General features: G+C 63.6%; 24 protein-coding genes, 1 tRNA gene and 1 pseudogene. 8 read left to right on the forward strand and 18 right to left on the reverse strand.

The window, feature by feature from the left end:
* Positions 1-141: 141 nt before the first annotated feature.
* Positions 142-276, forward strand: a pseudogene (locus tag NKI17_RS15600) (IS630 family transposase); the annotation flags it as partial.
* 211 nt (positions 277-487) lie between these two features.
* Here NKI17_RS15600 and NKI17_RS15605 read toward each other — a convergent pair.
* The 4 genes from NKI17_RS15605 to NKI17_RS15620 form a co-directional block, all read right to left on the reverse strand.
* Complete coding sequence (locus tag NKI17_RS15605) at positions 488-1,825, reverse strand: LGFP repeat-containing protein (RefSeq protein ID WP_352594112.1); 1,338 nt, start codon at positions 1,823-1,825, stop codon at positions 488-490.
* 224 nt (positions 1,826-2,049) lie between these two features.
* Positions 2,050-5,262 (reverse strand): AfsR/SARP family transcriptional regulator, encoded by a 3,213-nt coding sequence (locus NKI17_RS15610; RefSeq protein WP_352906286.1) that lies wholly within the window; start codon positions 5,260-5,262, stop codon positions 2,050-2,052.
* Positions 5,263-5,382: 120 nt separating this feature from the next.
* Positions 5,383-5,841: a hypothetical protein gene (locus NKI17_RS15615; RefSeq protein ID WP_352906288.1), complete on the reverse strand. Its 459-nt coding sequence runs from the start codon at positions 5,839-5,841 to the stop codon at positions 5,383-5,385.
* Positions 5,842-6,080: 239 nt separating this feature from the next.
* Positions 6,081-6,156, reverse strand: a tRNA-Ala gene (locus NKI17_RS15620).
* A 164-nt stretch (positions 6,157-6,320) separates the two neighbouring features.
* On the opposite strand from NKI17_RS15620, the gene NKI17_RS15625 reads away from it, so the two are divergent.
* The 3 genes from NKI17_RS15625 (at position 6,321) to NKI17_RS15635 (ending at position 7,940) form a co-directional block, all read left to right on the forward strand.
* Positions 6,321-6,611 (forward strand): YggT family protein, encoded by a 291-nt coding sequence (locus tag NKI17_RS15625; RefSeq protein ID WP_023678162.1) that lies wholly within the window; start codon positions 6,321-6,323, stop codon positions 6,609-6,611.
* 13 nt (positions 6,612-6,624) lie between these two features.
* Positions 6,625-6,945, forward strand: coding sequence for a DUF167 family protein (locus NKI17_RS15630; RefSeq protein ID WP_352906290.1), 321 nt, complete (start codon positions 6,625-6,627; stop codon positions 6,943-6,945).
* 98 nt (positions 6,946-7,043) lie between these two features.
* On the forward strand, positions 7,044-7,940 hold the full coding sequence (locus tag NKI17_RS15635) for a haloacid dehalogenase type II (protein WP_352906291.1): 897 nt from the start codon (positions 7,044-7,046) through the stop codon (positions 7,938-7,940).
* Positions 7,941-7,956: 16 nt separating this feature from the next.
* On the opposite strand, the gene NKI17_RS15640 is transcribed toward NKI17_RS15635, so the two are convergent.
* The 7 genes from NKI17_RS15640 to NKI17_RS15670 form a co-directional block, all read right to left on the reverse strand.
* Entirely contained in the window at positions 7,957-8,925 is a 969-nt protein-coding gene (locus tag NKI17_RS15640) for an ABC transporter ATP-binding protein (RefSeq protein WP_352906292.1), read from the reverse strand.
* A complete protein-coding gene (locus NKI17_RS15645) occupies positions 8,925-9,935 on the reverse strand; it encodes an ABC transporter ATP-binding protein (protein WP_352782354.1) in 1,011 nt (336 codons plus the stop codon). The genes NKI17_RS15640 and NKI17_RS15645 overlap by 1 nt, the downstream gene beginning before the upstream one ends.
* Positions 9,932-10,849 carry a dihydrodipicolinate synthase family protein gene (locus NKI17_RS15650; RefSeq protein WP_352451273.1) on the reverse strand — a complete coding sequence of 306 codons (918 nt, stop codon included), beginning with the start codon at positions 10,847-10,849 and terminating at the stop codon, positions 9,932-9,934. Before NKI17_RS15650 ends, NKI17_RS15645 begins: the two co-directional genes overlap by 4 nt.
* Before the next feature lie 18 nt (positions 10,850-10,867).
* Positions 10,868-11,773, reverse strand: coding sequence for an ABC transporter permease (locus NKI17_RS15655; protein ID WP_023678168.1), 906 nt, complete (start codon positions 11,771-11,773; stop codon positions 10,868-10,870).
* The gene (locus tag NKI17_RS15660; RefSeq protein ID WP_023678169.1) at positions 11,770-12,729 is read right to left on the reverse strand and encodes an ABC transporter permease; all 960 of its coding nucleotides are present in this window, start codon (positions 12,727-12,729) and stop codon (positions 11,770-11,772) included. Before NKI17_RS15660 ends, NKI17_RS15655 begins: the two co-directional genes overlap by 4 nt.
* A gap of 66 nt (positions 12,730-12,795) precedes the next feature.
* Positions 12,796-14,376 carry an ABC transporter substrate-binding protein gene (locus NKI17_RS15665; protein WP_023678170.1) on the reverse strand — a complete coding sequence of 527 codons (1,581 nt, stop codon included), beginning with the start codon at positions 14,374-14,376 and terminating at the stop codon, positions 12,796-12,798.
* Between the two features lie 32 nt (positions 14,377-14,408).
* Positions 14,409-15,122 carry a FadR/GntR family transcriptional regulator gene (locus tag NKI17_RS15670; protein ID WP_352696935.1) on the reverse strand — a complete coding sequence of 238 codons (714 nt, stop codon included), beginning with the start codon at positions 15,120-15,122 and terminating at the stop codon, positions 14,409-14,411.
* A gap of 97 nt (positions 15,123-15,219) precedes the next feature.
* Between NKI17_RS15670 and NKI17_RS15675 the strand changes: the two genes are divergently transcribed.
* Genes NKI17_RS15675 through NKI17_RS15685 form a run of 3 tightly spaced genes read left to right on the forward strand, consistent with a single transcriptional unit; the run spans position 15,220 to position 18,123 of the window.
* Positions 15,220-16,191 carry a Gfo/Idh/MocA family protein gene (locus NKI17_RS15675; RefSeq protein ID WP_031212079.1) on the forward strand — a complete coding sequence of 324 codons (972 nt, stop codon included), beginning with the start codon at positions 15,220-15,222 and terminating at the stop codon, positions 16,189-16,191.
* A complete protein-coding gene (locus tag NKI17_RS15680) occupies positions 16,188-17,183 on the forward strand; it encodes a Gfo/Idh/MocA family protein (protein ID WP_352906293.1) in 996 nt (331 codons plus the stop codon). Before NKI17_RS15675 ends, NKI17_RS15680 begins: the two co-directional genes overlap by 4 nt.
* The gene (locus NKI17_RS15685; protein WP_352906294.1) at positions 17,173-18,123 is read left to right on the forward strand and encodes a dihydrodipicolinate synthase family protein; all 951 of its coding nucleotides are present in this window, start codon (positions 17,173-17,175) and stop codon (positions 18,121-18,123) included. The genes NKI17_RS15680 and NKI17_RS15685 overlap by 11 nt, the downstream gene beginning before the upstream one ends.
* 33 nt (positions 18,124-18,156) lie before the next feature.
* On the opposite strand, the gene NKI17_RS15690 is transcribed toward NKI17_RS15685, so the two are convergent.
* Positions 18,157-19,104 (reverse strand): LLM class flavin-dependent oxidoreductase, encoded by a 948-nt coding sequence (locus tag NKI17_RS15690; protein WP_352648131.1) that lies wholly within the window; start codon positions 19,102-19,104, stop codon positions 18,157-18,159.
* A gap of 130 nt (positions 19,105-19,234) precedes the next feature.
* Positions 19,235-19,390, reverse strand: a complete 156-nt coding sequence (locus NKI17_RS15695) for a hypothetical protein (RefSeq protein WP_023678176.1) — start codon at positions 19,388-19,390, stop codon at positions 19,235-19,237.
* A gap of 264 nt (positions 19,391-19,654) precedes the next feature.
* Between NKI17_RS15695 and NKI17_RS15700 the strand changes: the two genes are divergently transcribed.
* Positions 19,655-20,422: an SDR family NAD(P)-dependent oxidoreductase gene (locus tag NKI17_RS15700; RefSeq protein ID WP_352906295.1), complete on the forward strand. Its 768-nt coding sequence runs from the start codon at positions 19,655-19,657 to the stop codon at positions 20,420-20,422.
* Between the two features lie 14 nt (positions 20,423-20,436).
* Here NKI17_RS15700 and NKI17_RS15705 read toward each other — a convergent pair whose 3' ends face one another.
* From NKI17_RS15705 to pcaF, 5 genes are all read right to left on the reverse strand, one after another.
* A complete protein-coding gene (locus tag NKI17_RS15705) occupies positions 20,437-21,381 on the reverse strand; it encodes an ABC transporter permease (protein ID WP_352574549.1) in 945 nt (314 codons plus the stop codon).
* Positions 21,378-22,433 carry an ABC transporter permease gene (locus NKI17_RS15710; protein ID WP_352636941.1) on the reverse strand — a complete coding sequence of 352 codons (1,056 nt, stop codon included), beginning with the start codon at positions 22,431-22,433 and terminating at the stop codon, positions 21,378-21,380. The genes NKI17_RS15705 and NKI17_RS15710 overlap by 4 nt, the downstream gene beginning before the upstream one ends.
* Entirely contained in the window at positions 22,433-23,923 is a 1,491-nt protein-coding gene (locus tag NKI17_RS15715; protein ID WP_502894526.1) for an ABC transporter ATP-binding protein, read from the reverse strand. Before NKI17_RS15715 ends, NKI17_RS15710 begins: the two co-directional genes overlap by 1 nt.
* A 265-nt stretch (positions 23,924-24,188) precedes the next feature.
* A complete protein-coding gene (locus NKI17_RS15720) occupies positions 24,189-25,217 on the reverse strand; it encodes a BMP family protein (RefSeq protein WP_352636942.1) in 1,029 nt (342 codons plus the stop codon).
* Positions 25,218-25,369: 152 nt separating this feature from the next.
* Positions 25,370-26,575, reverse strand: a complete 1,206-nt coding sequence (gene pcaF, locus NKI17_RS15725; RefSeq protein WP_352636943.1) for a 3-oxoadipyl-CoA thiolase — start codon at positions 26,573-26,575, stop codon at positions 25,370-25,372.
* Positions 26,576-26,579: the final 4 nt, after the last annotated feature.

Genomic DNA, 26,579 nt, shown 5'->3' on the forward strand with positions numbered 1-26,579 from the left:
GATTGCGCTAACACTCTCGCCATGACGGCATTGGCAATAGTTCCATGATACCGTTTCGTGGTCAGCACCTCGTGGAGATTGCTTCCGCCATGTTGGCAACCGCGAGTCTCGCGCGACAGCTGTTCGTGCTCGGTCAGCTCCAAGCGGGCCCAGATCCTGCTCGCTGCCAATGCCGGCCTGGGCGACGAGGCCATCGCCGCCACGGTGGTGGTCGGCGGCTCCACGGTCTACCGCACCAAGCGCTTCGTGGAGATAGGCCTGGAGGCGGCGCTCAGCGGATTGATCCGCAGGCAATCCGGCCTCGCGCGCAATATCGAACTGCTCGTCGAACCCGAAAGCCTACCCAGAGCTCAGCTAACCCATCAAATCCTCTGTGCAGAGGTACCAGGGCAATAAAACTCTCTGTCGCGAACTGGCAGCCCCGCCAACGGAAGGCGGGGCTGGTAAGTTGATTGTCCCGGCAAGCTTTTTTGCCAGGGCGATTGGCCTAGGCAGGCACAAAGCCAAAATAGGCTTTGTAGGAAGCCCCCTCGCCGGAAATCAGGGGTGTTTCCACCTTGAACCCAATCCCGCTGAAGGTGGTATTGTTCGTGCGTGCAGCGAGCAACACCATCTGCTTTGCGGAGATGGTTACTGTCGCGCTCCCGATCCTGTCATCGCCCCAATCGAAGAGATCGCTGATGGCGCCGCCGATCGATGGCATCAAGGATCCCAGGGCCGGGCCGGCTATCGCGGCAATGATAGGTCCTGCCACCGGAATGAGGCCCAAAGCGAGCGTGCCCGCCGTATGGACGCCCATGACGATCTTCTGCACCTCGTCCTTGTATTTGTTGGGGTCGCCAAAATCGTTTTCCATCAGCACCGTGCCGATATTGATGCCGTAAGGCTTGCCTCGATAGATTTCCATAAGGTCGGGTCTTGTATCTCCGGCATCGACGTCGCCATAGACCTGGCTGCGCTTGGTGTCGGCGATCTGCGGCGTTGTCACGCTGACGATGACATAGGGTTCGTCCGCACTCGATCCCTGATCCCAGTCGGTCTCGCCGAAGCAATGGAGGCCGGTATAGTGGACGACGACATCTCGAAGGTCGATCGCGTCGGTGTCGGGCCACCAGTATATGCCGCCGTTTTCAAACAGATTGGCACGGCCACCATCGGCAAATTCGGTCTCGTCGGTCGTGGGATATCCCAGATATGACTGTTCCCAGCCCAGGCTCTCCCACTTCTTGCGGATGTCACCGTACACCACGTTGGCTCCTGTGTTCGGTGTCCAGTAGATCGAGCCGGCATTGGCAAAATGGTTGTAGCGCCCGACGCCGTCGGGAGTTCCGGTTTCGTCGGTGACCGGATAGCCGAGAACCGAGCGCTCCCAGCCCATTGCTGCCCATTTGCCGCGAATTGCCCCCCAAATCGCTTGAGCACCGGTATTCGGTGTCCAGTAGATCGAAGCGGTATTGTTGTTGAAGTGATTGTATCGGCCGACGCCGTCGGGAGTTCCGGTTTCGTCGGTGCAGGGAATGCCCCACGCGAGACCGCCAAGCGCAATCCACTTCCTGTAGATTTCGCCATGGATCTCAAAGGCGTCGTGCATGGCATCGTTGTAACAAATGCATGAGCCGTTCTTGAGATACCAGGCTTTTCCAGTGTCCTTCCTGTCGATCTCGGCGAAGCCGGCGCCTCCAAGGGAGTTGTACTTTTGCTGTATGACAGCTTCGGGCGAGAGGAGCGACCAAGGCCCGATCCTGAGCTGGTCGGAAAGTCTTGTGGCTCCAGCCCGGATGGTGCCGCCACGCACTCTCGAAGTTGCTCTGGCAGTATACGGCATGACCTTTTCCTTCCTGTGAGTGTTGGTGTCGGGGGCTTCAGGCCTCCGGCGATCGGTTTTGATCGACGGGCCGAGGTTCCCAGACCGCGACTTACGGACGGCTTACGGAGTTCCGAGCTGCGCCAGAGCAATTCCAGGAAAAGTGTGGAACGGTTTTCCGTCCGGAATTGCGCAAAAATAAAGAGATAGAGCGGTTCGGCGTTTCCGTGAAACGATGAACCGGTCTAGAGAAACGGGCGCACGAGCGAACGCAGCAAAGGCGAGGGCTCGTCATCGCCGGTCGAAGCGAGCGCGCGTTCATAGCGCCGGTAATCCTCGATGGCGCCGGCATGGTCGTTTCTGGAGAGGCTCTCCTGGATGAGCGCGCCATGGAGTTTGGCCGATTCCGGGTAGAAATCGAGCGCACGCCGGCACGCCTGGCGTGCCCGATCCGCGTTGCCTTGGCTCTGCCAGTGTTTGGCGATCCGCACGGCAAGCTCCACCAACCCGTCCCGCACCCGGTCGGCCGCGGCGTTCGACCAGGCGGGCATCGGGCCATTCGAGAAAAGCGGGCCGACAAAGCCTTCCAGCAGCGCTTCCTTCTCCTCGATCGTGCTGTCTCTTTGGCCCGACAGCACGCGTTTCAGCCGGTCTTCCCAATCCTGCAGATCGACCCAGACCTTGTCGGCCGCGAGTCGCAAACGGCCTTCTCTCAGCGTTACGAGATCGCCTTGCCCGAGCAATTTGCGCAAACGATGCAGCGCCTGCTCCAAGGCCGCCTTGGCCTGGTCGCCGTCGAGGTCGGGCCAGAGCCAATCTTGCAGGGTTTCCACCGAACAGACCTGGTCCCTCGACAGGCAGATAATGCGCAATATGTCGAGCGCGCGGGTCGGTTTGGCGCCGGGCGCAACCTCGGCGCCGTCGATCTCAAGCCGGAAACCTCCCATGAGGTGGATCCTGAGCGGCCAAGGCCATTGGGCGGGTCGGCCGACGGGCGGGACCAGATATCGCGCCCGAACGACGCGGCGGCAGAGATCGACATCGATCTTTCGCTCCAGCGCATCGGCGATCAGCTCGGCTAGCAAGTCCGGCAGGTTGAGCAGGATCGCGGAGGGATTGACCTCGCGCAACGCCTCCATGAATTCAGCCAGACGAGTGCCATGGGACGCGCCGCCTTTCCACTTCTGCTCCAGGGCCTGAGCGGCCAGAATGTTGAGTTCGACGCGCTGGCGAGGGCCGCCGCTCAGCCTTTCGGCGATCTCCTGGAGTAGCGCAATCGCCTCCGCCGGACGCCGGTCGGCCAGCAGGACCTGGTATTTGGTGACGTAATGCGGCCAGCGTTCGATCATCGGCTCATTCGCCCGCTCGATCGCATCCATGAAGGCATCGCAGTCGAGATAAGCCTTGACGAAGTCGCCGTTGCGCGTGTGCATCGCCGCGTGGCAGTCGGCGACTACAGCGACCTGGGTTGTGAACCTGCTGTCCGCGATCTCGCCCAGCCGGGAGACGAGCGCATTGAATTCCGAGAACCTGTTGTGAAGCTTCATCAGCAATTGAAGCTGATAGAGGGCGCTGAACTCGACGCCCCGTAAGGCGTGCTGCTCGCCTATCGCCGTTGCGCGTCGCAACGCATCCTCGGCCGAGGCATAGACAAAACCGCGCCGCGAATAGGGGAAGTAACGGCCGCTGGCCGAGCCAAAGGACACCAGCCACATGCCGAGCACCAGCGGCGGGATATCCGGATGTTCGAGATCGGCGGCAACGCTGTCCACGGCATTGGCAAAAATGTCGCGCTGCCCCGACGAGGTCGCGTAGTCGATGAGCGCTTCGCTTGCCAGCAGGCGCAACTCGACCGAATCCTCGATCGGCAGATGTGTCAGGCGCTGCTGGATATCATTCACGAGGCGCTTCGCGTCATGGGCGTCGAATTCGCCAGGTTCGGCGAAATCGACGGCCCGCAGGATGCCGAGCCTGACCATCATGAGTTCCTCCGGATCCAACTCCGGCAATCCCTTGGCAAGAACCTGTGAGGCTCGGCGCGTCCAATCCGCCAGCCCCTCATGCGTACGCCAGCTGGCGGTCTTGACTACGACCGCCCGCGCGACCGTCAGGCATTGGCCGCGCATGTCGGTGTTCTCGAATGCTTGCCAGGCCTTGGAGAAGTGCGGTTCGGCCTTCGCATCGTCCGATGCGAAGGCGACGCCCAGCCAATAATGGACCCACCCGTCCATCTGGTCGGGGGGCAGCCTGTTGCACCATTCGACGAAGCTGGCCCTGCGCCCTTGCGAGAGAACGCCGTTAGCGCACTCCAGAATGAGCTGGCGTGCCAGCGGCCAGGCGCCCGCCTGCAACGCCAGCACGATTGCCGCATCGGTTTTGTCTGCCTCGTGCAGGACCTTTGCTGCCTGCTCGCGCAGCCTGGAACGGTCCGCTTCCGTCACGCGCCGGTCCAGTAGGCCGGCAAGGTATTCGCGCAACAAGTCATGCAGCTGGAAGGCGGCGCCGCCCGGACCGTCGCGCGTGATCAGCAGCTGGCGATGCTGCAGCCGCACCAGCAGGCGAGCAGCCTGCGGCGAGCCCAGGAACGCATCGGCAAGCTCCGTGCTGATCTCCGGCAGAACGTTGAGCCTGATAAGCAGATCCTGGTCCTCCGGCGCGATGTCGCGCAGGAAATAACGTCCGACAATCTCCCGAAGGCCGGCGCCTCCGGCAAGGCCGGTCTGCGAAAGCGGGTAGTACATTCCGGCGTTGGCCAGCAGGAGAAGCCCCACCGCCCAGCCGCGCGCCTCCGAAATGTCGCCGACCTCGGACGGCGATTGCGAGCGGGCGGCGACGAGGTTGCGAGCCTCCGCAGGCGAAAACTCCAGCAGCGTTTGGTTGAGCACCGGCAACTGTCCCGACAGCACGAGGTCGGCGACATCGCCCTCGGGCAGCATCCGCGATGTGCAGATGCAGCGGACGGTGTTGGGGCGTTCGCGCAACAGGATCGCCAGCGTCCGGCGAAAGCCTGGCGCATCGGCACGATGCAGATCGTCGAGGACCAGGATCGTGCCCGGATCAAGCCGCGAGAAATAGGTGCGGAAGAACAGCCGCGCGAAATCGTCGGAATTGTCGGCATATTCCGGACCAAAGACCGGCATGCCGGCATGCCTGCCGTCGAGCGACAGCGTCAGATAGTGGAAAAGGCGCGCAACGTCCTGGTCCTCGGTGTCGACCCGATACCAGTTGTACGCCGATTCGCCTTGCTTCAGCCCGCCTTGTTCCAGCCCGCCGTGTTCCAGAAAGTCGATCACCGCGGTGGTCTTGCCGTATCCACCAGGCGCAGCCAGCCAGCATGCACCGCTGTCGAGGGCCTGCGAAAGCAGCGCCACTACGCGCGGACGGCTGACAATTCCCACTGGCCGGGGTGCCGAGAGCTTTGCTATCTCGCGCGGCGCGTCCCGGAAGGATTTATCCATTGTGAGGACTCTCGCAGCGCAGTCGCCTCGCGAAAACAGGCAATCGGTTCGCCCGCAACAACAAATCGCCGGCCGGCGTTGTGCTCGCCTGACGTGCCGTGCTCGCCGGCAAGGTCGCGCCTATCCCTTGTGCGACATGATATGCGAAACCCCGACACTCACGTCGGCGGTGTGTCTTGCCATCACTGCGTTCATTCGCATTGCAATCGTCGCATAGCCGTTTCGTTCGTGGTCGGTAACTTCCGAGGGCTTGAAGAGCCAAGGAAGGGGTGCAACCTGCGCGTCCTCGAAATTGGCCGGCAGCTTCGATGGCAAGGCCTTTTTTCCTAAAGGCAGCTCTAGCCCAAGGTCACTAAATTCGTCCTCGAGGCTGGCGTGCAGATGAGAAAGCACCACATAGATCGCCAGCTTTGATCTAGTCCTTTCTGTGTTGTTTTGATTGTACTCTTGAAGAACCTCATCGAACGATGGCGATACGTCGGTTTCAGCAGCGGTAGCTCGTGTTGCAACAGCACTGGCCAGGGCAGTCGCCGCCACTCCTGTAAGACCTACAAAATCACGTCTTGTCGTGCTGGTCATAGTGAATTCCCCTCGGTTTTGAAGACGGGCCAAGTCTGGCAAGGACGAGGCGCAGTAGCAATAGGCCGCATACGCTACTGGTGTAGAAGGCCTTTACGTCGCCGATGTGAATCCACCCGGCGATGACAGTGCCAAGCCGGCAGAGGCTCGCGATGCATTCGGTTGCTTCAGCTGAGGATAGCCATGGACTCCAAGCGGGTCTTCGGCATGCAACCAGGCAAGGGATTCTAAAAATCCGCTGGTGGAGCTGAGGAGGATCGAACTCCTGACCTCGTCATTGCGAACGACGCGCTCTCCCAGCTGAGCTACAGCCCCGTCCAGCGGATGGGGCTTTTATCGGCCGCTGCGGTTTCCTGTCAAGGCTGCGCTTGCTGCCGAAATGCCGTTCGGCCGTTCGGCCGGCTTCGCCATGCGGCGTAAGGCGGCTCTTGCCGCTTTCACCTACAGTGGCTACATGTCGGCAACAATCGGAGACCGGCATGATCGCCCTCATTCAGACCATTGTCATGGCGCTTGACCTTTACTGGTGGATCATCATCGCCTCGGCGATATTTTCCTGGCTCTACGCCTTCAACGTCGTCAACTCGCGCAACCAGTTCGTCGACACCATCAGCAACATGCTCTATCGGCTGACCGAGCCGGCGCTGCGGCCGATCCGCCGCTTCATGCCAGATCTCGGCGGCATCGACATCTCGCCGATCATCCTGCTGCTGATCCTGTTCTTCATCCGGCAGTTCCTGCTCACCACCGTGCTTTCGCTGGTCGTCTGAGTGCAGGCGTCCCATGAGCGCGCCGTTCCGCACGCGCGCCGACGGCATCGACCTGTTCGTCCGGCTGACGCCGAAATCAGCGATGGACAGGCTCGAGGGGCCCGAAACGACCGCGGATGGGCGAAGCCATCTGAAGGCTCGCGTCCGCGCCGTGCCGGAAAACGGCGCCGCCAATCGAGCGCTGGAAAGGCTGGTCGCCAAGGCGCTTGGCGTGGCCGCTTCGGCCGTCTCGATCGTCGCCGGCGGCACCGCTCGGCTGAAGACGGTCCGTGTGCTTGGCGATCCCGCGGCGCTGGCGAAACGCATCGATACGCTGGGCACGCCTGCGCCATGATCTCGGCTCGCTCACCAACCCCGTAGAAAAAAGGCCGGGCTGCAAAGCCCGGCCAGATGTGAAGGTCGAAAACCTTCAGAGGGGAACGCGCCGGACGAATGGGAGGAAACATCCGACGCGCATTGCATATGGGTTGGTGTCGACGACGTTTCAATGAGGTCGGGGGAACCACCTTCGCGATCAGGCTTTACTATCTGATCAGCAGCTCGACGAAGTCGATTCGTCCTATCGCGACCGATGCGGGGCAGGACACGCACCGCAACCCGACCGGAAAGCTCAATATGACCGCCACTCGAGTCCTATTCTTCGATGTCCTGGGAACCGTCGTTGATTGGCGCAGCGGTATCGCAAGGGAGGCCGGAGCCTTCCTCGCGCGAGTTGGTGCAGAGCAGGTCGATCCCGGTGAATTCGCCGATGCGTGGGCGTCGCGCTATGACGCCTCGACCGAGGCGGTGCGGACGGGGCACCGGCCTTTCGTTTCACTTGACGTGATCAACAGGGAGAATCTGGACGCCACCCTCGTCCAGTTCGGGCTGGCCCCATCCGAGCTGCCGACCACCGAACTTGAGGAACTCAACCTCGCCTGGCACCGGCTGGAGCCGTGGCCCGATTCGCTGAAAGGCCTTGCGAGGCTAAAGGAACGCTTCATCATCGTGCCCTTGTCAGGGGCCAATACCCGGCTGTTGCTGGATATGGCCAAGCGCGCCGGCCTGCCTTGGGACACCGTCCTTGGCTCGGATGTGTTCGGCACCTACAAGCCTGCGCCGCAGGCTTATCTCCGCGCAGTGGAGATCCTGGTGGTGCGACCTTCGGAGGCCGTGTTAGTCGCCGCGCATAATGACGACCTGGCTGCGGCACGAAAATGCGGTATCGGAACCGCCTTTGTTGCTCGGCCAAAAGAGCATGGCCCGGCGCAGACGACCGATCTCTCGCCTCTTGAGAGCTGGGACTTTGTGGCCGACGACCTTGTCCATCTCGCCCAAGTTCTCCCGTAGGCACAGGGCAAAAAACCTAAGCGATGTCGTCGCGGATGCAGGCCTTCAGATGGCCCTCGGCTGTCGCCCTCAGCGGCGGCACAGCCCCGGCGCAAGCCTCCAGCGCGAACGGGCAACGGGTTCGGAAAACGCAGCCCGACGGCGGGTTTGCCGGGCTTGGAATATCGCCCTTGAGCACCTGCCGGCCTTGCCTGGCCAGCGGATCGAGCGATGGAATGGCTGACAGCAGCGCGCGCGTGTAGGGATGCTGCGGCCGGGCATAAAGCTCGGCCGCCGGCGCAACTTCCATGATGCGCCCGAGATAGAGCACGATGACCGTGTCGCAGATGTACTCGACGACGGCCAGATCGTGCGAAATGAACAGCATGGTCAGGCCGAGCCGGAGCTGCAGGTCGCGCAACAGATTGATGATTTGCGCCTGGATCGAGACGTCGAGTGCCGAGACCGGCTCGTCGGCAACGATGAATTCCGGCTCGAGCGTCAGCGCCCGGGCGATGCCGATGCGCTGGCGCTGGCCGCCCGAAAATTCATGGGCGTAGCGGTCATAGGCGTCGACCGGCAACTCGACCGCGGCAAGTGCCTTCTCGGCCTTCGCCCGCCGCTCGGACTTCTTGCCGATGCCTTGAATGTCCAGGCCTTCGGTGAGGATCTGCCCAATCGTCATGCGCGGCGACAGGCTGGCGAAGGGATCCTGGAAAATATACTGCATCTTGCGGCGCTGGCGGCGCAACTGGGCGGCACCCAGCCTGGTGATGTCGGTGCCGTCATATTTGATTTGGCCGGATGTCGGCTCGATCAGACGCAGCACCGAGCGGCCGATCGTCGTCTTGCCGGAGCCGGATTCGCCGACCAGGCCGACCACCTGGCCACGCCCGATATCGAAAGAAATATCCTCCAACGCCCTTACGACGGGTCCGCGCGAGAACGCTGTCGGCGCAAAATGCTTGGTCAGGTTTTTGACCGAAAGGAAAGGGGCGTCGGCCATCAGAGCTCCTCCCAGCGCAGGCAGCGGCTTTGCTGGGTCGGCGTCGCCCCAAACAATGGAGGGACCGCGGCGCGGCAGGCAGCGATAGCCATCGGGCAACGCGGCGCGAAGGAACAGCCTTTGGGCAGCAAGGCGAGCGACGGAACATTTCCGGCAATGGTCGGCAGCGGCGTTCCCGCCGCCTTCAGCGCCGTGGCCTGTCCGAGCCGCGGCACCGAGCGCATCAACCCGGCGGTGTAGGGATGACGCGGACGGGTGAACACTTCGCTCACCGGACCTGTTTCGACGATACGCCCCGCATACATCACCGCTACCCGGTCGGCGATTTCGGCGACGACGCCGAGATTGTGGGTGACGAACAGGATGCCCATGCCGCGCTGCGCCTGCAGTTCGGCCAAAAGATCGAGGATCTGGGCCTGTATGGTGACGTCCAGCGCGGTCGTCGGCTCGTCGGCGATCAGCAAGCCTGGATCGCAGGACAGCGCCATGGCGATGGTGGCGCGCTGGCGCATCCCGCCCGAAAGTTCGTGTGGATATTGCCGCGCCCGCTGCTTCGGATCGGGAATGCCGACCTGTTCCAGCAGCCGCACCGCGTCCGCTGCTGCCTCGCGGTGCGATTTGCCGAGATGGATGCGGATCGGTTCGGCGATCTGCTCGCCGATCGTGTAGACCGGGTTGAGGCTGGTCATCGGCTCCTGGAACACCATGCCGATCTCATTGCCGCGTATCTTGCGCAGCGACTCGGCATCGAGGCTGGTCAGCTCGGTGACCGTGCCGTTCTTGCGCCGCAGCGCGATCGATCCCTCGGCAATATGTCCGACCCTTTTCGGCAACAGGCCGATGATCGACAGGCTGGTGACGGATTTGCCGGATCCGGATTCGCCGACGAGCGCCACCGTCTCGCCGGAGCCGATCGTCAGGTCGACATCCGTTACCGCCGCGATGTCGCGCCCCGCGATGCGGAACACCGAGCGGAGGCCGGAAATCGAGAGGATCGGCGCGGCACTCAGCGGAGCAGCCCCACATCGCGAAGGATCATGTCGATCTTTGCGGTTTCCTCGTCGTTCAGGCTGCGCTGCGGCCGCGCCATGGTGTTCGAGGCGATGATGCCGAGGCTCTTCATCGCCGCCTTGAAGGCGCCGACGCCGGCCGAGCCGGCGCTGGTCCTGCCGAGCGAGATCCAGACGATCTCGAACAGTTTCAACAACCGCTCCTGCTCCAGGCGGGCTTCGGCATGCTGGCCCGCCTGCGTCAGCTTCCACAGCCTGACATAACCATGCGGGTCGACATTGGCGAGCCCCGGCACGACGCCATGCGCACCCATCGCCAGCACGCTATCGACCAGTATCTCGGAGCCGGTCATGCCGAAGAAGCCGGGGTCGTCGGCCATGTCCTTGAGCACGTAACGCAGATTGCCGTCATCGCCGCTGGAATCCTTGATGCCCGCGATGGCGCCTTCCCTGGCGAGGCCGACCGTGGTCTTGCGCTCCAGCTTGACGTGGACGCAGACCGGGATGTCGTAGGCGATGACCGGAATGTCGATCGCATCCTTGATATAGCGGAAGTGGTCGCCGATCTCCGGCTGGCTGGTGCGGGTATAAAACGGCGCGGTGACGACGATGGCGTCGGCGCCGGCCGATCTGGCGATCCGGGCGTGGTTGATGACGCGGTCGGTCGTCGGGTCGATGACCCCGGCGAAGATCGGAACCCGGCCGTTATTGACCTTGACCGCGTGCTCGAGGACGGCCCTGCGGCCCGCCTCGTCGTGGAAGACCACCTCGCTGGTCGAGCCGAGCACGAACAGCCCGTGAACGCCGCCGTCGAGCAGGTTCTCGATGGTGCGGGTGAACGACGGAAAGTCGATGCTGAAATCGGCATTGAGCGGGGTGACGACAGGTGGCACGACGCCGGTAAACAGGGGCATTTTGATGAACCTTTGAGGTCAGTTGAGATCGGAGCGGGGGTCGAATGCGTCGCGCAAGCCGTCGCCGATGAAGTTGATGGCGAGCACGGTGAGCACCAGTGCGGCGCCCGGGAACATCCATTGCCAGGGGTAATTTTCAAGCACGACGGTGGAGCGGGCGAGATTGAGCATGTTGCCCCAGCTGGCTTCGGGCGGTGCGATGCCGAGGCCGAGGAAGGACAGGCCGGCCTCGAGCAGGATGGCGTTGGCGATCTGCAAGGTGGCGTAGACGACCAGGATATCGATGCAATTGGGCAGGCCGTGCCGGAACAGCAGATGCGGCAGCCCTGCCCCCATGCCGCGGGCGGCAACGACGAAATCGCGCTCGCGCAGTTCGAGCAGCCGGGCGCGCACCATGCGCGACAGCACCGGCCAGGAGAGCAGCGAGATCACCAGTATGGTCGGCGCGATGCCGGTGCCGGCGATCGAAGCCAGCACCAGCAGGAAGATCACCGGCGGCAGCGTCATCGCCAGATCGACCAGGCGCATCACCGTGCCGTCGACGAGGCGCCCGCCAAAGCTGGCGACGGCGCCGACCAGGAAGCCGATGACGGTGGAGATGGCGACCGAGCTGACGGCAACCAGCAATGAGATCCGCCCGCCTTGCAGCAACCGGGCCATGACGTCGCGCCCGACGCCGTCGCTGCCCAGCCAATGAATGGCCGACGGCGCCTTGTTCATTGCTCGGAGGTCGATGGTGTTAGGACCGAACGGCCACCACAAAGGATACGTCGAAACCGCCAGCAGGATCGGGATGACGATCAAAAGCCCGGCACGCGCCGCGCGGTTTTCAAAAAAGCGGTCGAGCGCGCGGCGAAGCGGGCCTTTGGTTTGCGGCACGGCTGTCGGGTCAACTGTAGGATCTGGCGCCGTGATTGCCATCATGCCACCTGAATGCGCGGGTCGACGACGGCATAGACGACGTCGGTCAAGAGGTTGACCAGGATGACGCAAACGCCGATCACCAGGGTAGCGCCCATGATCACCGGGTAATCGCGGGTGCCGACGGCGTTGACCAGAAGCAGTCCCATGCCCGGCCAGTTGAACACGCTTTCCAGGAAGATGGCGCCGCCGATGGCGATGCCGACAGTCGAGCCGATCAAGGTAATGACCGGCAAGAGCGCATTGCGGGTCGCGTGCTTGATGATAACCCAGAACTCGCGCACGCCCTTGGCACGCGCCGTCCGCACGTAATCCTGGTTGAGCACTTCCAGCAGCGAGGCGCGCATGTAACGCATGATCAGCGCGGCATGGCCGACGGACAGCAGGCAGGCGGGCAGGACGAGGTGCGCAAGCACATCCGTCGCCGAGAACGGCGCACCCGCGGTCTGCATGCCGCCGGACGGCGCCCAGCGCAGCAGCACCGAGAAGAAATAGAGACCGAGCAGCGCTGTCAGAAAAGCCGGGCTGGAGATACCGATAAACGACAGCACCGACAGCGCGATGTCGGATGGTTCGTTACGGCGCACCGCGCTGAAAATGCCGGCGGAAATGCCGAGCACGATGGCGATCGCCAGGCCCGTACCCATCAGCAGCGCCGTCGGGCCGATGCGTTCCATGACCAGTGGCAGCACGGCAACGCCGCTGCGCTGGATCGAATAGCCGAAGTCACCGCTCAGCGCCGCGCGCAGCCAGGCGAGATATTGCACGGGAAGCGGCCGATCGAGCCCGAGCCGTTCGCGCAGGCCCTCGAGGTCGGAAGCCGACATGGGGACCGATGGGTTGATATAGGCGTCGATCGGATCGCCCGGCGCCAGCCGCAACAGGATGAAGATGAGGACGCTGAGCGCGACCAGCATCAGCAATCCTGTGGCGCTGCGGCGGGCGATGAAGCTCAACATGGGCTTTCCGTGGCGGTGGCAGGCGGCGCCAAAGTGGTCCCGCCTGCTCGCTTGGTTGCGGGTTTCTTACTGGATGTCCCAGCGCTCGGGGTGAGCTGCGTAGGGGCCGCCGCCCGGCGCCGGCGTCCAGACGAAGTCATGCAGCTTGTTGGAGGCTACGCCATAGCGGTTGGCCACCCACAACGTCGCCCAGGGTAGCTCCTTGTTCATCACCTTGCAGACCCCCTGCCAGGATTGATCGAGCTTGGCCGGATCGGTTTGGCCTAGCGCGGCGTCCAATGCGGTGCTCAGATCGTCGAACTCGATGCGCATGGTGTTGAAGCCTGCCGGCGGGATCTGCGACTTGTTGAGGCCGGGATTGAGGCCGGCCGGGTTGGGGCCGTTCTGCAGGCCGGCATAGACCATCGGAAAGGCGTTCCAGTCCGGCGTGCCTTGCTTGTAGACGATGCCGTTGTAGGTCGGCGTATCGACGACCCGCGGCACCACATTGATGCCGACCTCGGCCAGCATCGACTGGACAGCGGCCATCACATTGGCCGCTTGCGGCGAGCCGTAATAGGTCAGCAAGGTGATCGGCTTGTCGCCGTTGATCTTGTCCCAGCCGGCCTCGCTCAGCAGCGCCTTGGCCTTTGCCGGATCGTAGGCATAGGGTTCGAGGCCTGCGGGAACGAGATGCGGCGCGACATAGCCGCAATTGGCTGGCTCGGCGGCACCGCCGTAGAGGCTGTCGATGATGGCGTTGCGATCGATCGCGTACATGATCGCCTGGCGGACACGGATATCCCTAAACAGGTCGACCTTCTGGTTCAGGCCGATATAGTTGACCACGTACGAGGCACCTTCGATCACCTTGAAATTGCTGTCGCTCTTGAACGATGCCGCATCGTCGGGCTCGACATAGGTGAACTGGATTTCGCCGGCACGGAGTGCGGCAACGGCCGCCGCCGGCGACTCGAAATAGCGGTTGATGAGCACGTCTACCTTCGGCTTGCCGCCGCGATAATCGTCATCGGCTGCCAGTTCGACATATTGGTCGGTCACGTAGCGCTTGAACTTGAACGGGCCGGTGCCGACCGGTGTGGTCGACCACCAGGTGCTTGTCGCCAGCGATTCCGGCGGCAGAGCGGCCAGGGCATGCTCCGGCAGGATCATCAGCTGCGAGAGGATGGATAGAAACGAGCCGTTCGGTTTCGATAGCTTCACCACTGCGGTGTGGTCATCCGGGGCATCGACCGAGGCGATGTTGGCGAGGCGGGCGGCAAACAGGCTGCCGGAGGCCTTGTTCTTGGCAAGCTCGAGGGTGAACTTGACGTCCTTCGAGGTGAACGGTTTGCCGTCATGCCAGGTCTCGTTGACCAGGTTGAACGTATAGCTCAGCTGGTCGTCGCTGATCTTGTAGTCCTTGGCGAGGTCGCCTTCGATATCGGCCAGCCCGGCATTGTAGATGACCAGCGGTTCAAAATAGGTGCTGAGCCAGGTGTAGCCGCCGGTCGCCACCAGCGGGTTGAAGTTCTTGGGAAAACCGCCGGGGCCGACGTCGAAGCCGCCCGCAATGGTCTTGGCGCTTTGTGCCTGGACACTGGTCAATGGGGCAATGCTGGCGAGCAGCAGCCCGGCGACTGAGAATGCGATGGTCCTGATACGCATGGTTTCCTCCCTTGGCATAGTCAGGTTGTTCTTCAGCTTGTTCGGTTTTTTGCGATAACCTGCTGGATCCCCCGGTAATGGTCGTCGAGTCGCCGACGCGCCTGGCCGACGTCCTTGGCGGCGACAGCCTCGACGATCTCGTGATGGTCGCGCCATGTCGCCAGCGGCGTCGGATTATCGAGATTGGTGAAATTCGAGGCCTTGTTGAACGCCGTCCAGAAGATGTCGATCAGCGCGCTCAGCATGTGATTGTTCTGGCAGCGGAACAGCAGCTGATGGAATTGCTGGTCCTCTTCGGCGAAGCTCTCATGGCGCTCGGCACGTTGCCGCATGCGCTCGGTCAACTGGCGCAGCGCCTCGATGTCCTCGGCACTGATCATCTCGATCGTCTTGGCGATGAGGCCGGTTTCCAGCACCCGACGGATTTCGCGCAGCTCTTCGACATCGCGCAGCGAATCCTGCAAACCGTAGGCCAGGTTATCCAGCAGCGGCTTGAACGAGAACTCCTTGACGAACACGCCGATGCCGCGTCGTGTCTCCAGGATGCCGATCGATTCCAGCGCCTTGATGGCTTCCCGCACGGAGTTGCGGCCGACGCCGAGCCGCTGCGCCAGGAACGTCTCCGGCGGCAGGGGATCGCCTGCCTTGAGCTGGTTGCTTTCGATATAGGCCCTGAGGCTTTCCTGCACGGTGACGTGAAGCAGCGGCGGTCTGCTCAACGGTTCGATCGACTTCAGTTCCGCCATCCCACTGCCTTCATCATCCGCTGAAGCTTGCCCGCCGCTTGTCGTATAGCCACTTGTAGGATATCCTGCAAGCCCATAACAAAGCTGCTGCCTCCGAATGAAGATTACCCTCGCCGGCTCGAGCCACTGGCACGCCGAAATACACCTCGACGCCGCACGCTTTTACGGCACGGAGATCACCGGTATCTGGGACGAGGATCCTGGCCAAGCGCAAGCGTTCGCCGCGCATCACGACCTGCCGTTTATCGAAGATTTCAAGGAGATACTCTCCAGCCCGCCGGATGTGATCCTGTTGATGGGGCACCCTTCGATGGTGCCGGCGCGGGCACGTGCGATCATCGCGGCAAGGATACCGCTGATCCTGGAGAAGCCGGCGGCCAGCCATACGAGGGAACTGATGGCGCTGCGCGACCTTGCCAGGCAGCACCAGGCTTTTGTCGCTGTTCCCCTGCCCAACCGTTTCGGGCCGGCCGTTGCCGGCCTTGAACGGCTGCGCCGGCAAGGTCGCGCCGGCCCCGTGGCGCATTGCCAGTTCCGGCTGGTCAACGGCCCGCCGCAACGCTACATCGCCGACGGTGTCGCCTGGGTGCTCGACCCGGCGGTTGGTGGCGGGGGTGCGTTGAGGAATCTCGGCATACACGGCGTCGACGCGGCACTCAGCCTCGCAACCGGCAAGCTCGGCCTGAAAAGCGTTTCGATCGCGAACCGCATCCATCCCGGCCCGGTCGAGGATCACGCACTTCTGGTGCTGGAAGACGAGGCCGGCGCGCTGTTCATCGTCGAGGCCGGTTACACCTTTGCTTCGATGCGCCCCGGCGGTGACTTCGAGTGGCGCATCGTCAGTGCCAATGCCACCCTCATCGATCATGGCGACCATGTTATCTGCGCAACGCTCGACGACGCGGCAATCGTCGACTTGCCGGTCGAACTGCCGGCGACGCGCTATCGTCTGTTCATGCGCGATACGCTTGACCGGCTGGCCAGAAAGGCGCCTCCGCCGGTGTCCATCGAAGATTATGTTGCGGCGATGTCGCTGATCGACGCCGCCTATCAAAAGGCAGGACCATGATTGGAATAGGAATTATCGGCGCCGGCGATTTCGGCGCAGGCCATGCGCGGGCAATCCCTGAGGCTGGCGGCATTCGCCTCGTCGCCGCCTCTCGAGGAAATGCCGACGCACTGCAGCAATTCACCGCTGAACATGGCGGCCGCGGCTACGCGGACTGGCGAAGGCTGCTGGACGACAAGGAGGTCGATGCGGTCCTCATTGCCAGCCCGCACCATCTCCATGCCGAAATGGCCATCGGCGCGGCAAAGGCCGGCAAGCATATCCTGCTCGAAAAACCGATGGCGCCGACGGTGGCTGCCTGCGATGCGATCAACGCCGCCGTGGCCAAGGGTGGCGTCAAGCTGATGGTCGCCCACCTCATGCATTTCGCCCTGCCCTGCATAGCGGCCAGGCAAATTCTGGAGGAAGGCGAGCTCGGCCGGCCGCTCGCCGGATCGAGCTGGATCATCAAGCTGTGGATGGAGCACAATCGCCGCGACTGGCATCTGCGCAAGGCGACCGGCGGCGGCATGCTGTTGACGGCCGGCATCCACGCGGTCGATCGCCTGGTCTGGCTGATGGATGACGATGTCGTGTCGGTGAGCGGCATGCTCGGCGCCAAGTTCCATGACCAGGAAGCAGACGACAGCGCTCTGCTCGGATTGCGCTTCGCCGGCGGCGGCATCGGCCAGGTGCAGAGCGTCGGCTATCGCACCGGCGCCACCACCTACGCCATGGATCTGGTCTGCGAGCGGGGAACGCTGCGCATCGACATGGACCGCGGCACCATGCTTGGCCGCGAGACGGTCTGGACCGAGCTGCCCGGTTCCTTTGAGCCGAACTGGATGCATAACGCTCTGGTGCGCGAATGGAGCGCAATGCGCGATGCCATTGCCGATGACACGCCGGTGCCGGTCGACGGCATCTATGCGCGCAAGATCATCGCCATTATCGAGGCTGCCTTCGCGTCGAACGAAACCCGCCGCGAACACGAGATCGCCGGTGGACGCTGACCTCGACGACCATCTGGCCCGCTTGCCCGCACACGCACCGCGCGGCATCTGGGGCGCGGTGATGCTGGCCATCGACGATCGCGGAGCGATCGACTGGCAGGCGACGGAAGAGACGATCGCCCGGCTCTGCGCCTCAGGCGTCGACGGCGTCTATTCCAATGGCACGGCCTGCGAATTCCATTGCCAGACCGAGCCCGAATTCGACCGGCTTTGTGAGTTGGTCGCAACCATAGCCGGCCGCGCGCGCCTTCCTTTCCAGATCGGCATCAGCCAGTCCAATCCGCGCGTCGCGCTGGAGCGACTGGCGCGGGTCGCCGGACTTCGCCCGGCGGCGGTGCAGTTCACGCTGCCCGACTGGTGGCCGCCCAGCGACGACGAGGTCATGCGCTTTGCCGGCGGCATGTGCGACGCCGCGCCCGAAACGCCGCTGGTGCTCTACAATCCGCCGCACGCCAAGCGCCACCTGACGCTCGACGGCATCGCCAGTCTGCGTGCGGCCGTGCCATCGCTGGTCGGCGCCAAGCTGCCGGGCGGCGACGCCGGCTGGTATGCCGACATGCGCCGCAAACTGGACGGATTTTCCGTCTTCGTCCCCGGCCACACGCTGGCAACAGGCTATGCTGGAGGGGCCCATGGCAGCTATTCCAACGTTGCCTGCCTCAACCCGAAGGGCGCGATGATGTGGTGGCAGATAATCCGCACCGACATGGCCGCCGCTGCCGAGGTCGAGGCCCGCATACAGGCCTTCCTCGCCGCACATGTCCTACCGTTTCGCACCCGTTACAATGTCGGTGATGCAGCACTCGATAAGGCGATGGCGGCGGCCGGCGGCTGGGCGCCGCTCGGCCCGCGACTGCTCTGGCCCTACAGCTCCGTTCCCGATCAGGAAATACCGACGCTGGCCAGGGCGGCTCACGCGGCTTTCCCGGAATGGTGGTAGACCCGTCACCAAGGCGCGGACGACGGAGGCGCTTCAGCAGCCGGCGCGTGCTCCCTGTATCGAGCGTGACGCAAACGCCCCCGGCTGAGGGACATCGGCCTCGCGCCGTGCCAGCGAATTGCGCAAGAGCGCGATCGCCTCGCGGCCGGCGGTCGCAATCTCGCGTGGCCTGTCGACGCCGACGATCATGAACTCCTTGATCCCCAAAGCGGCGTAAGAAAGCAGCGAAAGCGCGACCTGCGCCGGCGGCCCGGCAAGTTCGAGCGCCTTCTGGCAGGAAGCGGCCGGTTTGTCTTCCGTACGGATTTGGACCGGAAGCGCGAAACGCAGCTTGCCGGCCCGGCCGTGTTCGGCAGCAGCGCCGCGTACGCGCTCCATTGACTGGCGGATTTCTGCAAGCGAGCCCGGCGCCAGCTCGAACACATCCGCATGCCTGCCCGCGACCCTGAGCGCCGTGCCCGACTGTCCGCCCATGCGGATGGTCACATCGGCACCATGCGGCCCCTTGCGCGGCACATAGCCGCCTTTGATGCTGTAAAAGGTGCCTTCATGGTCGAACGGCCTGTCGTTCGACCACAACCGCTTCAGCAGCACCAGATATTCATCGATGCGTTGCCAGACCACTGTGTGGCCGGCCGGACGTGCCTCGGCATCGTCGTCGCTCAGCGGCTCGCTGAGCATCCTGAGCGACAGCCGGCCACCGCTTCTCGCGTCGAGGGCAGCGAGCTGCCGCGCCGCCACGGTTGGTTCGATCACGCCTGCCCAATGCGTGAGCACGACCTCGAGGGAGGAGGTCCGGTCCAGCGTCTGGGCGGCAAGGTCCATATTGGTCAGCAGCCCGGCCTGGTCGTCGATGACGATCTTCCGGAATCCGGCATCCTCGATCAGTGACAGCTTCGTCGCGGTCTCGACAAAGTCGTAGAAAAAGCTGGCGTTGGTGGCGTGGATCTTACCGGGAACATGCGTGAACTCGATTGGCATTGCCATCTCCTCCATCACGTTGGAATCAGGGCGCGCAAAAGCGCACCGGCATTCGGTTCATCAACTCCGGAATTTCTGCAAACGGCAGGCCGCTATCCCGAGGAAGCCTCGATGATCAGAGCCTTGACAATCAGGGGATCAGCCCCAGTACCACTGCCCCGGTGAATACAAACGCAAGGGCAAAGACGAGATAGGCGAAAGCGCCGGCATAGGCCGGCCGCCACACCTGGTCGGAACCCAGCCTTTGGCCTTTGCGGGCAGTCTGAGCGTTCTGGCTATAGGACATATCGACCTCCGTCTCGGCGCTTAATCTATAAAATCAGTAGACTTTGTCGAGTGCTATTTTCGCGCGATCCTTAGAACAATTTTCTCCAAATAATAGACACATTAGTGCTTTTATTGCTTAGCGCTGCCTTTTGCGGCATGCCGGGGTGACGGCAGGAAACGTCAGGTCCATGTGTCTGTGGCTTCTTGGCCATCCAATGGATGAGGGATAGCATCGCTTCAGCGGAAAGCCGCGACGTCACGGCAAGGCTGCAGGGAGCAAACCATGGGGACAAGACTGGCCGGCAAGGTCGCCATCATTTCGGGCGGCGCGACGGGAATGGGCGGTGCGGCCTCGGAGCTTTTCGCGGCCGAGGGCGCCAAGGTGGCGATCGTCGACCGCAACGGCGAAGCAGCCGCCGCCACCGCAGCGGCAATCAGGCAACGCGGCCATGTCGCCGAGCACTGGGTCGCCGACGTATCGGATGAGGCGCAGGTCGAAGCGGCGGTGAAGGGCGCGACGGAAAAATTCGGCCCGGTCACGGTTCTGTTCAACCACGCCGGCACCCTCGTCATCAAACCCTTCCTGGAGACCACGCTGCAGGAATGGGACTGGCTGCATGCCGTCAATGTGCGTTCGATGTTCCTGATGACGCGTGCCGTGGTGCCCGGCATGATCGCCGCCGGCGGCGGTTCCATCGTCTGCACCTCGTCGATCTCGGCGGTGGCGGCGACGCCGATGGAGGTGCTTTACGACACCACCAAGGGCGCCTGCCATATGTTCGCGCGTGCCATCGCCGTCGAGTTCCGCGACCGCAACATCCGCTGCAATGCGGTCTGTCCAGGCTTCATCAGGACACCGCATGGCCTGCGTGAGGTCGCCGATCTCGACAAACTCGGCGTCGATGTCTCCGACGCGGCAATGGCGGCGCAACAAGGGCGGATTGGCGAGCCGGAAGAGGTCGCGAAGGCAGCCCTGTTCCTGGCCAGCGACGAGGCCAGCTTCGTCAACGGCGCCCATCTGTTCGTCGATAACGGCTTTACCGCGATGTGAAGGGCGAAGCGCCGCTACCGCTCTTCGCGCCGGAACGGCTTGAGCAGCGCCGACGGGGCTACCGCATTGCGCGACATCACCGCCATAGCGACGATGGTGAAGATGAACGGCAGCATCAGGAAGGCCTCGTAGGGGATATGGCCAAGCCCGCTCGCCTGCATGCGCAACTGCAGGGCATCGACGAAGGCAAACAGCAGTGCCGCGCCTGCCGATCGCCACGGATCCCAGCGGCCGAAAACGACGAGCGCGATTGCCACCCAGCCACGCCCCGAAACCACGCCGAAGGTGAAGGCGTTGAATTGCGCCATCGACAGGAAGGCACCGGCCAACCCCATCAAGGCACCGCCGAGGATCACCGCCTGGAAGCGTGTTGCAATGACGCTGACGCCGGCAGAATCGGCGGCACGCGGGTTTTCGCCGACCATGCGCACCGACAGGCCCCAAGGCGTGCGGTAGAGCACGAAGGCGGCCAGCGGTATGGCCAGCATCGCCATGTAGACCAGCGAGAACTGGTTGAACACCGCCGGCCCAAGCACCGGAATGCCGGACAGGATCGGGATCGGCAGCGTCTCGAATCCCTTGATGTTCGGCGGTACCGATTGCTGGCCGAAGATCAGCCGGTAGAGGAAATAGGCAAGGCCGGAGCTAAACAGCGTCACGCCGATGCCGCAGACATGCTGGCTGAGGCCGAGCGCTACAGTGAACAGCGCGTGCACGGCGCCCATCAGCGCCCCGGTCAGCACCGCCGCTAGCACGCCAAGCCAGAGGCTGCCGCTGAGGCTCGCCGCGGTGAAGCCGGTCATCGCCGACAAAAGCATGATGCCTTCGATGCCGAGATTGAGCACCCCGGCGCGCTCGGAGAACATCTCGCCCAGCGTCGCGAAGGCTAGCGGCGTGGCGATGCGGATGATCGCGGCAAGGAAGCCGACCTGGAAGATCTGTTCCAGCACCACGCTCATTTGGCTATTCCCACGCGACGGATGCGATAGGCGGTGAACAGCAGCGCCACCAGCATGGCGAGCAGCGCAGTTCCCTGGATGACATCGCTGAGGAAGGCCGGAACGCCGGTCGCCCGCGACATCGCCTCGGCGCCGGTCATGACGGCGGCAAGGAAGATCGCCGCCGGCACCACGCCGAGCGGATTGAGCCTCGCCAGCATGGCGACGACGATGCCGGAATAGCCATAGCCCGGCGAGATGTCGCTCATCACCTGGAAATGCACGCCGCCGACCTCGCCGACGCCCGCAAGGCCGGCCAATGCGCCAGACAGCAGCGCCGTCGAAATCAGCACCCGCTCGACATTGATGCCGCCATAGCGCGCCGCCTCGGGGTTTTCGCCGGTGACCCTGATGCGGAAGCCGAGCGTGGTGCGCGCGACCACGAACCAGATGACCGGTGCGGCGACCAGCGCCGCGACGACCCCGAGATGCAGCCGCGTGCCTTCGAGCAGCACTGGAAAATTGGCCGTATCCTCGATCGGCGGCGAGATCGGGTAGCCGCTGAAACTGTCCTTCCATGGCCCTTCGATCAGCGCCATCAGTGCGTAGAAAATGACCGAGTTGAGCAGCAGCGAGCTGACCACGTCATCGACCCTGAATTTTACCCGCAGCGTGGCGGGGATCAGGGCGACGGCCGCGCCGGCGGCGGCACCCGCCAGCGCCATCAGCAGCATGGCGAGCGGCCCCGGCATCTGGATTGCACCGACGGCACAGCTCGCCACCGCACCAGCCAGCAATTGCCCTTCGGCGCCGATATTCCAGAATTTGGCGCGGAAGGCGACTGCCACGGCAAGTCCCGTGAAGATCATCGGGGTGGCACGCACCAGCGTTTCGGTGACGGCGTAGCTGTCGCCCAGCGACGCCGAAAACATAACGCCATAAGCCTCGACGACGCCGGCGCCAGCCAGTGCAATGAGGCCGCTGCACAGGATCAGCGTCGCGCCGATGGCGAGCAGCGGCAGCGCCAGATTGAACCAGGCGGGCGTTGAGGTGCGGGCCTCGAGACGGAACATCAGGCATGGCCCTCCGCTCCGGTCATCATCAACCCGAGTCTGGCGATGCTGGCGTCGGCGCTGTTCAGCGTGCCGACGATGCGGCCCTCATACATCACCGCGATACGATCCGAGAGCATCAGCAACTCTTCCAGATCCTCGCTGATGACGACGATGCCGCAGCCCTTGGCGCGCATGTCGAGGAATTTTTCGTGGATGAAGCGCGCGGCGCCGATGTCGAGGCCGCGAGTCGGCTGCGAAACGATCAGCACCTTCGGATCGAAGGCGAGTTCGCGCGCCAAAAGCGCCTTCTGCAGATTGCCGCCGGAAAGCGCCCCGGCGCGCGTCATCGGCCCCGGGCAACGTATATCGTAGGCTTTGATCTGTGCCTCGGCGAAGGCGCGGATCGCATCCGGCTTGAGCAGGCCGTTGCGGCTGAACGCCGCCGTGCCGATGCGCGGCAGCACCATCGAATCGGCGAGCGGCAGATTGGTGACCAGCCCTGTCGTCATACGGTCTTCCGGGATGCGGCCGAGGCCGAGCGCCTGCACTGTGCTCGGCGAGAACCGCGAAACCGTTTTGCCGGCTATGGTCATCTTCCCGGCATCGGGCGCACGCACGCCGGAGATGACCTCGGCAAGCGCGCGCTGGCCATTGCCGGAGACGCCGGCGATGCCAAGGATCTCGCCGCCACGAACCGACAGCGAAACATCGCGCAGCGCCATGCCGGAATGATGAGATGTCGAGATACCGTCGAGGGTCAGCACGGCCGCACCGGGCATCGACGGTCCTCTGGCCGGAGGCACGATCTCGTGGCCGCACATCAGTCGCGCCATCTCCGAGGACGTGGTGCTGGCCGGCGCATCGACGCGGCCGGCAACGCGCCCATGCCGGAGCACGACGCAGCGATGCGTCAGCGCTCGCACCTCGTTGAGCTTATGCGAGATGAAGATGATGCCGAGCCCTTGTGCCGCCATCGAGCGCAGCGCCGAAAACAGCCCGTCGACCTCGGTTGGTGCCAACACCGCCGTCGGCTCGTCGAGGATCAGCAGCCTTGCGCCGCGAAACAGCGCCTTGACGATTTCGAGCCGCTGTTGCTCGCCGACCGACAGCGCCGAGACGGGGAGGTCCGGGTCGAGCGTCAGCCCGTGCTGGCGGCCGATCTCGGCGAGCCGCGCCAGCCCGCCGGCGCGGTCGATCCGGCCCGATCTGCCGGGAATGCCGATCAAGAGGTTCTCCAGCACCGAAAGCCGCGGTGCGAGATGAAAATGCTGGTGCACCATGCCGATGCCGGCGGCCAGCGCATCGGCCGAACTGTTGATCGCCACCGACCGGCCCTGCACCAGGATCTCGCCGGCATCGGGCGCATAGGCGCCGAACAGCACGTTCATCAGCGTCGTCTTGCCGGCGCCGTTTTCGCCGAGCAGCCCGAGGATTTCACCCGGCGCGACGCTGAGATCGACGGCCTCGTTCGCCTTGACGGCGCCAAAGCTCTTGGAGATGCCGCGCATTTCGATGAGAGGGGCAGGCGTTGACAAGGGTGCTCCCGATCGGAATTGGCTTTACGATTTGGCTTTGGCCGGGATGCGCTGCACCCCCCTCTGGCCTGCCGGCCATCTCCCCCTCAAGGGGGAGATCGGATGTCACTTCTGCTTTCGCAAATCGTCAACGCTGAAGAGGAGGGCGCTGTCGGCGAAGCTGCTAATCTCCCCCCTTGAGGGGGAGATGGCCGGCCATAGGGGGGTGCGACAAGCACCAACCCCAAAAGACAGAGCGCTAGTCCGAAACCGGCGTATTCTCATCGACGTCGACGCGGAAATTGCCGTCGAGGATCTCTGCCTTCTTCTTCTCGACCAGTTCCTTGACCTCGGCCGGCAGCGTCTTGTCGAACTTGTGGTAGGGCGCGAGGTAGGAGCCGCCCTTGGCCATGCGCGAGAAATCGCCGTAATCCTGCGCGGTGAACACGCCGGCCTTGACCAGCTTGATCGCCTGCTCGACGGTCGGATACATGTCCCAGACCGGCCCGGTGATCACGGTGTCGGGGCCGAGGCTCGACTGGTCCGACATGTTGGAGATGGCGAGGATCTTCTTCTCCGCCGCCGCTTCGATGACGCCGAAGCGCTCGGCATAGATGACGTCGACGCCGGCATCGATCTGGGCGACGGCCGCTTCCTTTGCTTTTGGCGGATCGAAGAACGAGCCGATGAAGGCGACCTTCTTCTTGATGTTGGGATTGACCTCCCTGGCGCCGGCAAAGAAAGCGTTGACCAGCCGGTTCACTTCCGGAATGCCCATCGCCGCGACGGCGCCGACCGTGCCTGACTTCGACATCTTTCCGGCGATCATCCCGGACAGATAGGCCGGCTCGTGGATCCAGTTGTCGAAGACGCCGAAATTCGGCTCGGCCGGCCCGGCGCCGGAGCCGAACAGGAAGGCGGTCTTCGGGAACTGCTTGGCGGTCCTGCGCGATTCGCGCTCGGCGGCGAAGGCATCGCCCAGCACCAGCTCATAGCCGCCCTGCGCATATTCGCGCATGACGCGGCTGAAATCGGCCGTCTGCACCTTCTCCGACCATTTGTATTCGATGCCGAGTTCCTTCTCGGCCTTCTGCAGGGCAACGTGGATCTGGTTGTCCCACGGCTCCTCGATCGGCGTGGCGAAGATCGCCGCCACTTTCAGCTTCTTGGTCTTGGCAAAGGCGCTGCCCGGCAGCATCGCCGCCAGGCCGAGCGCGCCCAGCTCCAGCACGTTGCGGCGCGAAAGCCCTTCGCGTTTCGATTGGATTCTGCTCTTCCCGTTGTCCATTGCATGCCCCTCTGATTGGCGCCGTGTCGAGCCGGCTCTCTTCTCCGGAATATCGGCGAAGGAACTATGGAGCGGTCCCCGGCTTTTGTCCACATGGTCAAATTTGAGTGGGCGGAACGCGCCATTAAATGGCCCGGCAAATCGACGCTTGCTCACAATCTCTCCAGCGCCACCGCAATGCCCTGGCCGACGCCGATGCACATGGTGGCGAGGCCGTAGCGGCCGCCGCGTTCGCGCAGCTCCAATGCCGCCGTGCCGGTGATGCGCGCCCCGGACATGCCGAGCGGATGACCGAGCGCGATGGCGCCGCCATTCGGGTTGACGTGCTCCGCATCCTCGGCAATGCCGAGTTGGCGTAGCACGGCGATGCCTTGCGAGGCAAAGGCCTCATTGAGCTCGATAACGTCGAACTGTTGCGGCGTCAGGCCGAGCCGGGCGCATAGCTTTTGCGTGGCCGGCACCGGGCCGATGCCCATGATGCGCGGCGCCACGCCGGCGCTGGCACCGCCGAGAATACGGGCGATCGGCGTTAACCCGTATTTTTTCACGGTTGCTTCCGAGGCGACGATCAGCGCCGCCGCGCCGTCATTGACGCCCGACGCATTGCCGGCCGTGACCGTACCGCCTTGCCTGAACGGCGTCGGCAATTTGGCCAGCCCTTCGACGGTCGTACCCGCGCGCGGATGCTCATCTCTGTCGACAACGACCGGCTCGCCCTTGCGCTGCGGAATCGTCACCGGCGTGATCTCCTTTGCCAGCCGGCCATTGGCCTGCGCCGCCACCGCCTTGTCCTGGCTGCGTGCGGCAAACGCATCCTGGTCCGCGCGGGAGACGGCAAACTCTTCCGCCACGTTCTCGCCGGTCTCCGGCATCGAATCGACGCCGTATTGCTTCTTCATCAGCGGATTGATGAAGCGCCAGCCGATCGTGGTGTCGTAAATCTCGGCATTGCGCGAAAAGGCGGTCTCTGCCTTGGGCAGCACGAACGGAGCGCGGCTCATCGATTCGACGCCGCCTGATATCATCAGCTCCGCCTCGCCGGCCTTGATGGCGCGGGCAGCAATTATCACCGCATCCATGCCCGAACCGCAGAGACGGTTGACGGTCGAGCCCGAAACCTCCTTGGGCAGGCCGGCCAGCAGCAGCGCCATGCGCGCCACATTACGATTGTCCTCGCCGGCCTGGTTGGCGCAGCCATAGACGACATCGTCGATGGCGGCCCAGTCGATGCCCGAATTACGCTCGACCAGCGCCCTCAGAGGTATCGCGCCGAGATCGTCGGCACGGACCGCCGACAACGAACCGCCGAAGCGTCCGATCGGCGTGCGGATGTAGTCGCAGATATAGGCCTCGGCCATTATG

The organism is Mesorhizobium sp. M0816 (assembly GCF_040320005.1).
Lineage (GTDB): Bacteria > Pseudomonadota > Alphaproteobacteria > Rhizobiales > Rhizobiaceae > Mesorhizobium.